A 6,587-nucleotide genomic window follows, 5' to 3' on the forward strand; every position below is an offset into this window, starting at 1 on the left:
GCCTTGACCTTACCGGCCAGCACAAACTGGTTGCCGCTAGCGGTATCGACCATCATGAAAGGCACCTGTCCTCCCAGGATGTCCTGCATCGCAGGCGCCGCACCGCGGTATGCCACGTGCGTCATTGCAACCCCGGTCTTTTCTCGCAACAACTCGGTCGCCAGGTGGTGGGGGCTTCCCGCTCCTGCAGATGCATAGTTCACGCCGCCGGGTTGCGCCTTGGCCCAGGCGATGAATTCCTTGAAGTTCTTCGCCGGCACCTGCGGACCAACCACCRGGACCAGTGGAAAGCGCGCGAGCATGCCCACCGGCGCGAGATCTTTTTCGGCGTTGTAGTTGAGCTTGGAAAACAGGAACGGGTTGGCGGCGAGCGTGGCGAAGTCGGCCGTCAACATGATGTTGCCGTAGTCCTTGGAGCGAGCGGCGTAGTCGGCGGCGATGTTGGTCGCTGCGCCGGGCTTGTTGGTGATAACGATCGGCCGTGCCAGATTCTTCGACATCGTCTCAGCGGTGGCACGTGCGACGGAGTCGGACCCTCCGCCTGCTGCATAACCGACCACCCACTCGATTGGTTTGCTTTCCTGCGCGGTTGCGAAGTGACTGGTTGCGGCCAGTGCGAGGCTGGTAAGAAAAATGCGAATCATGGGGTTGTCTCCTTGGGAATGATGGAATTGGTCAGCCGCGTTTGGCAGCGGTGAACGCTTGGCGCAACACCGGCAGTGACCCGATGTGATTGGCCAAGACAAGCACCAGCCGCGCGTTGAACGCGTGGCTTTCCTCTGTCGAGAGCCGTTGGTGCGCTTCAATCAGCGCTTCATAGAAATCGTCCGGCGCATCGAAGTTCGATGCGGTCGTCAGTTGAGAGACTTGCGACATGGGAAACTCCTTCAAGCTTTTGCGAGGGCGCGTTTCAGCGCAGAGTGAACGATGGACGCGTCAGCTTGGCGCCAACGCCCGCACACGTGCTGGTCGGGTCGCAGCAGGTAGACCGTACCGGCCTGCGCGTTGTAGCGCTCGGCCGCCAGTGCATGAGCCTCATCAAGCGGGACACGCACGGTCGTGACCGGCACGCCTGCGGCGGCGCTGGCCTCGGTTACAGCTCGTGCCGAGCGGTCTGCCGCGTCACCRCTGCCGAACACCAGCGCTGTAAAGGAGGGACCGCTTGCTTCCTGCAGCAGCCAGCCGTTTTTGCCTTCGGCGTGGCGCAACGGAGCGTCTGAGGCCACAGCGCCCGGCACCATGCGCCCGTTGAAGGAATCCATGTCCGGCGTGTTCAACGTCGACGTGCGCAGCGTCGCAGGCACTGACAGCCGGCCGCTGTTGACCAGGGTGCGAGCAAAGGCGTGCGACTTGGCAAGCTCCAGGACCGCGTCGCGGAACAGCTTGCTGATCTCAGTCTTCGGGGTGATGAAGTCGGTGGCGCGCGTCGAGTTGAGGATGTTCTCGTCGGCCGCGTATTCGCGTTCGTGGCCATAGCTGTCGAGGAGCGCGTCGGACGCCTGCTGGTGCAACACTGTCGCAAGCTTCCACGCCAGGTTCTCTGCATCCTGAACGCCTGAGTTGGCACCACGCGCGCCGAAAGGGGACACGCCGTGCGCCGAGTCACCAGCAAAGAAGACGCGGCCATGCCGGAACTGGTCCATCCGCAGGCACGAGAACGTGTAGACACTCGCCCATTCGAGATCGAACTGCGCGTCTTCGCCGAGCAGTGCCTTGACGCGCGGAATGATCTTCTCGGGCTTTTTTTCTTCTTCAGGGTCGGCATCCCAGCCGAGCTGAAAATCAATGCGCCAGACGTTGTCGGGCTGCATGTGCAGCAGCACGCTCTGGTTGCGATGGAACTCCGGGTCGAACCAGAACCAGCGTTCGGCGGGCCTGTCAAGCTTCATCTTCACGTCCGCGATCAGGAAGCGGTCCTTGAACTGGCGGCCCTTGCTTTCCTGGCCCAGCAATTGGCGCATGCTCGAGCGGCCCCCGTCACAAGCCGCGACGTAGTCGGCCTCCAGCAGATAGGGACCGTCAGGGGTCTCGACCGTCAGCGTGACATGGTCCGCGTGCTGCACGACGCCCGCGACCTTGTTTTTCCAGCGCACGTCGATCAACGGCAATTCGGCCGCACGCTCGGCCAGGAAGCCTTCCACGTAGTACTGCTGCAGGTTGATGAAGGCCGGCCGCGCATGTCCTGCCTCGGGCAACAGGTCGAAGCTGTAGATCTGCTCATTCTTGAAGAACACGCGGCCGACGTTCCACGAAACGCCCTTGTCGACCATGCGCTCGCCGCAGCCCAAACGGTCGAAAATTTCGAGTGTGCGCTTGGCGAAGCAGATGGCGCGGGAGCCGGTGGAAAGGGTGTTGTCGTTGTCGAGCAGCACGACCGGTACATCGCGCTGCGCTAAGTCGATGGCGAGCGCCAAGCCCACCGGCCCCGCGCCGACCACCACCACAGGACGCCGCACCGGCACGGCGGCATCCTGATCGGAATGGCGGACATAGTCGAACTCCAGTTTCTGGTAGTCGACGGCTTCCCCCTTGCGTGACGCAAGTTCGTTGAGTTGCATGACTTTGTCTCCTGGTGGCGCCATCCGGAAATGCCCGTGAACGCCTGGTTGGCGCTGCCTTCAGCAAAGGCAGCAATCGAATCGATGCGTGCGTTGCGGGTCAGCCTTCGAGCGTTTCCCACATCTCGATGTCGCGTTCGGCCGTCCAGATGCGCGGGTCCGGGAAACGAGTGGCTTCGTCGTAGCAGCGCGTCACGTCGAACGGCATGCAGTGATCGAAGATGACCCAGTGCCCGTACTTGGGCTTGAGCTTGGCGAAGGTTTCCTTGTAGACGGCGTTGAGGTCCTTGCCTGCGGCAACGCCAGCCTCGACGCTGGCGCGTACGTCGGCGATGAATCCGCCGGTGGCCTTGAGACCGGCCGCCACTTGCTCTTCGCCCAGAAGGGCGGGGCCACGGCCGGGGACCAGTGCGGTCGGCTTCAGGGCGGCGACGTTCTCAAGCGTCTGCGGCCAGTCTTTGAAATAAGCGTCGCCTGCATAAGGCGTGGCATCGAACTCGACCAGGTCGCCGCTGAGCAGCACGCGGTCTTGCGGCAACCAGACGACCGTGTCGCCCTTGGTGTGGCCGCGACCGAGTTGCAGCAGCTGGACCTCGAGCTTGCCGAGCCACAGCGTCATCTTCTTGGTGAAAGTCATGGTCGGCCAAGTCATGCCGGGCGGCACGCTTTCAACATCGCGGAAGAGACGAGGGAAGCGGCCGATCTCGCTCGCCTTGTCTTGCTCGCCACGTTCGACGATCAGGTCATAGGTGTCTTGGCTCGCAATGATCTCTTGCGGATTGAAGCCGCTCGCGCCGAGCACGCGCACCGCGTGGTAATGGGTCAGGACAACGTACTTGATCGGCTTGTCCGTGATTTCACGAATGCGGCGCACCACGTCCTGGGCCATCGCTGGCGTGGCCTGCGTATCGGCCACTAGCACGGCGTCATCGCCCACGATGATGCCGGTGTTCGGGTCGCCCTCGGCCGTGTACGCGTAGGCGTGTTCTGAAAGCTTCGTGAAGCTGACCTGCTTTTCCTCGAGGTCGGCTTGGGAGGCGAATTTTTTGGGGGAGTTCATGCGGGTCTCCGGTGGTGGAAATTTGTCTAAACCAAATGTGTTTGCATTATTCGCTGTAGATTTGTCTATGGCAAATGCATTTGCATGGATCCAACTAGGTGTTTTCCCTAGCACGGGGCTTGCTCGTTGGGGATCCCGGAGAGACAGCCAGAGGAGAAAGCTGGTTTGCCAGTGACAAATCCTTTCGGTTTAGGCAAACTGATTCGGAAGCAACCTTGAAGGCGATATGCGCGCAACCCATCCCGAAGAACTGGTCAAGGAAGACAAGGAGCAACGGGCCGTCCAGTCGATCGAGGTCGGTGGGCGTCTGCTGCTTGCCTTGGCGAACAGCCCGACGCCAATGACGCTCAGGGACCTCTCAAGCCAATCCGGCCTGCCGGCGGCGCGCGCGCACCCTTACCTGGTGAGTTTCGGAAAGCTGAGACTGATCGAGCAGGAGGCTGAGACGGGCCGATATGCCTTGGGCCCGGCTGCTTTGCAATTGGGTCTGACATGCCTGCATCAGCTTGATCCAGTCCGCGCCGCGTTGCCCGTCGCTCAAGCGCTCGCGACATCGACTGGGCATGCAGTGGCGCTCGCGGTCTGGGGCAACTTCGGGCCGACCATCATTCGAATGATCGACGCCCGCGAGGCGTTGCACGTCTCCATGCGCGCCGGAACCGTGATGTCCATTCTGGGCACGGCCACCGGCCGCGCCTTCGCCGGCGTCCTGCCCGCCGATCGAATCGAGAAGGCAATGGCAGTGGCGTTGGGAGATCCAGAGGGCCTCAAGGCGCCCTTGCTCAAGGCGAAGGCCAAGGACTTGCGCGAAGCTGTGGCAGAGCTTCGCGCACACGGTGTCGCGCGCGCCGAGGGCAAGCCCATCCCCGGCGTCAATGCCTTTAGCGCTCCAGTTTTCGATCACGAAGGCGAACCGGTGATCGTGATCACCGCGCTGGGCCATCACGACAATTTTTCAGCGGACTGGAACTCCAGCGCTGCGCACGCCGTTCGCGACGCGGCGGCGGAGATTTCTGCTCGACTGGGATGGCGTACCGCCGCTCCCGAGAGGCGCGCCGTGCATGATCGCTTTCATCCTACAACCACGTGATCCGCTCCTCCCGGGCAGCGCCCGCAAGGCAGGCCACCACCAGCGTATCGAACTGTGCCTGCGTCAACGCCAGCGGTATCGCAGAGTTGCTCTCGCGCGACCGACGAAGCGGCCACCGTTGCGGGCCAAGACAAGGCATTTCTCGATGTGCGCACGAAACCGCCGCCGCGCCGGAGAGGTACGAGGAGCGCATCGCCGGCCACCGCCATGCAGATGCCGCCCACGCCGGACAACATCGATGGCCTGCACCCCATGAATATCAGCCGGGCCGTCATCGCGCTGCTGCCTGAACCTACAAATCGCCATTCGTCAGTTGCCAGCCAGCGAGAGTGCGCAGGTGCCTGAATCTGGTTCACTCTTGATTCAGGTCGCCAGCGCCGCTGATGGCGGTCACTAACGCGATCTCGGCGATCGTGATCGTGGGCGCCTTGCTCGCGGCCGCGCTGACCGAGAGCAACTGCTGCCACCACCTCAGACAGTGATGAGGGCTACGGCTGGATCAGGGCAGTGGCCTCTTCTCGGACAAAATTGGATATGACCGCTGACAGTTCTGGTGAACGTGCTCAGACCATCATGTCTAGTCCTTGCCGCCCCGGTGCTGACAGTTTCCGCTTGGCCTTGCGGCCGCACGTACCGATGGCTCGGTGGCTACATTGTCTCCGGAGCTCCGCACCAGGCCGTAGGCAGCCTCGCATGTCCGGATAGGGAACCGTTGATGGAACAACCGGTTTCATCGGGAGATGACTCCTGTGAAACAGAGACTCAGGCGACTTTCAGGTCGCACGAAGACGTTCTTGGCCAGATCGATTCCGACAGTTAGGATTTGCCATGGGATTCCCCTTTCGAGCTCGACCGGGCGCGGCGGATTCCTACGAAGCAGCTTGGTCGCGTCCGGCCTGGGGGACGGCACAAGTAGTGCATCGCGAGCTTTTTGCTCGCGGGCGTGCAATGATCTGTGGCCGGCCGCTGCGCCGGACCCTCAACAAGGAGATGACATGGCAACAGAGTTCAATCCGTTTGGTGATGTGACGAAGATGTTCGAGCAATTCAAGGTGCCCGGGGTCGACATGACGGCCATGGTCGAGACACGACGCAAGGACGTCGAGGCGCTCATTGAAGCGAACAAGGCGGCTCTTGAATCGATGCAGGCGATAGCAAACAAGCAGGCCGAAATGATGACCGAGGCTATGCAGGGTATTCAGGAAGCTGTCAAGACGCCGGGCAGCGGAGGCGTGGATGATGCCAGGCAGACCGAGGTCGTGCGCAAGGTTTTCGAGACGACGCTGGCCGACATGAAAGAGTTGGCTGAGCTAGCGCACAAGTCGCAGGTTGACGCGATTGCCCATATGACGCAGCGTGCAACGGAGCACGTACAGGAAATCCAGAAGTTGATGCAGCCAAAGTAGAAGCCGGCTGCCTACAGCGTCCGACCCGGGACGGATGCCACGCAACTTGAGCGGCTGCGTCCGCCCTTTCCGAGCCGATTGGGCGGGATGGACGATCGCCGATCTGCTGAACATCCGATGGAACGGTGACGCGACCGATCGGGCCGGCGAGCACGCAGACTGCTCACGGCAGGGTCAGAGCCCGACAGAGACATGCTGGCCGCTAACTCTTCATTGTCGGAGGCCGGGTGACTCGCATCAAGCAGGTAGAAATTTCGAACACTACAGGAGCGTCGAATCGTTGAGCTGGTGTCCTGCGCCGGGGCATCAACTGTCTCATTGGTCCCGGGACAGCAGCAAGGCGACCGTTCTGGAAGCCATCGACGCTTGTCTGACGGTCCTGCGAGCCCGGGCGTTCTCGGACACCGACTTCCAAAACCTGGACGTCTCGCAGTTGGTGGACATCAGGGTCACACTTCGCTGCCGTCCTCTCC

Annotated in this window: 7 protein-coding genes and 1 pseudogene; 4 read left to right on the forward strand and 4 right to left on the reverse strand. The window is 61.9% G+C overall.

Annotated elements, in window-relative coordinates:
- The 4 genes from AC1DY5_RS37175 to AC1DY5_RS37190 form a co-directional block, all read right to left on the reverse strand.
- Window positions 1-644: Bug family tripartite tricarboxylate transporter substrate binding protein (locus AC1DY5_RS37175; protein ID WP_478119483.1), on the reverse strand; the 644-nt coding region annotated here is incomplete at its 3' end.
- 31 nt (window positions 645-675) lie between these two features.
- Complete coding sequence (locus AC1DY5_RS37180) at window positions 676-876, reverse strand: DUF2783 domain-containing protein (RefSeq protein WP_478119484.1); 201 nt, start codon at window positions 874-876, stop codon at window positions 676-678.
- A gap of 11 nt (window positions 877-887) precedes the next feature.
- The gene (locus tag AC1DY5_RS37185; RefSeq protein ID WP_478119485.1) at window positions 888-2,558 is read right to left on the reverse strand and encodes an FAD-dependent oxidoreductase; all 1,671 of its coding nucleotides are present in this window, start codon (window positions 2,556-2,558) and stop codon (window positions 888-890) included.
- Window positions 2,559-2,658: 100 nt separating this feature from the next.
- Window positions 2,659-3,618: an MBL fold metallo-hydrolase gene (locus tag AC1DY5_RS37190; protein ID WP_478119489.1), complete on the reverse strand. Its 960-nt coding sequence runs from the start codon at window positions 3,616-3,618 to the stop codon at window positions 2,659-2,661.
- A 226-nt stretch (window positions 3,619-3,844) separates the two neighbouring features.
- Between AC1DY5_RS37190 and AC1DY5_RS37195 the strand changes: the two genes are divergently transcribed.
- The 4 genes and pseudogenes from AC1DY5_RS37195 to AC1DY5_RS37210 all read left to right on the forward strand — a co-directional run bounded on the left by AC1DY5_RS37195 (window position 3,845) and on the right by AC1DY5_RS37210 (window position 6,114).
- On the forward strand, window positions 3,845-4,708 hold the full coding sequence (locus AC1DY5_RS37195; protein ID WP_478119486.1) for an IclR family transcriptional regulator: 864 nt from the start codon (window positions 3,845-3,847) through the stop codon (window positions 4,706-4,708).
- A 207-nt stretch (window positions 4,709-4,915) separates the two neighbouring features.
- Entirely contained in the window at window positions 4,916-5,053 is a 138-nt protein-coding gene (locus tag AC1DY5_RS37200) for a hypothetical protein (RefSeq protein ID WP_478119487.1), read from the forward strand.
- A gap of 32 nt (window positions 5,054-5,085) precedes the next feature.
- Window positions 5,086-5,163 (forward strand): annotated as a pseudogene (locus tag AC1DY5_RS37205) (proton-translocating transhydrogenase family protein); the annotation flags it as partial.
- Window positions 5,164-5,703: 540 nt separating this feature from the next.
- Entirely contained in the window at window positions 5,704-6,114 is a 411-nt protein-coding gene (locus AC1DY5_RS37210) for a phasin family protein (RefSeq protein ID WP_478119488.1), read from the forward strand.
- Window positions 6,115-6,587: the final 473 nt, after the last annotated feature.

Source organism: Variovorax sp. P4_D9 (assembly GCF_056401695.1).

Bases quoted from the DNA above. Each gene is read 5' to 3' on its own strand.
- AC1DY5_RS37180 (WP_478119484.1), bottom strand. From the start codon at position 876: ATGTCGCAAGTCTCTCAACTGACGACCGCATCGAACTTCGATGCGCCG.
- AC1DY5_RS37190 (WP_478119489.1), bottom strand. From the start codon at position 3,618: ATGAACTCCCCCAAAAAATTCGCCTCCCAAGCCGACCTCGAGGAAAAG.
- AC1DY5_RS37195 (WP_478119486.1), top strand. From the start codon at position 3,845: ATGCGCGCAACCCATCCCGAAGAACTGGTCAAGGAAGACAAGGAGCAA.
- AC1DY5_RS37200 (WP_478119487.1), top strand. From the start codon at position 4,916: ATGCAGATGCCGCCCACGCCGGACAACATCGATGGCCTGCACCCCATG.
- AC1DY5_RS37210 (WP_478119488.1), top strand. From the start codon at position 5,704: ATGGCAACAGAGTTCAATCCGTTTGGTGATGTGACGAAGATGTTCGAG.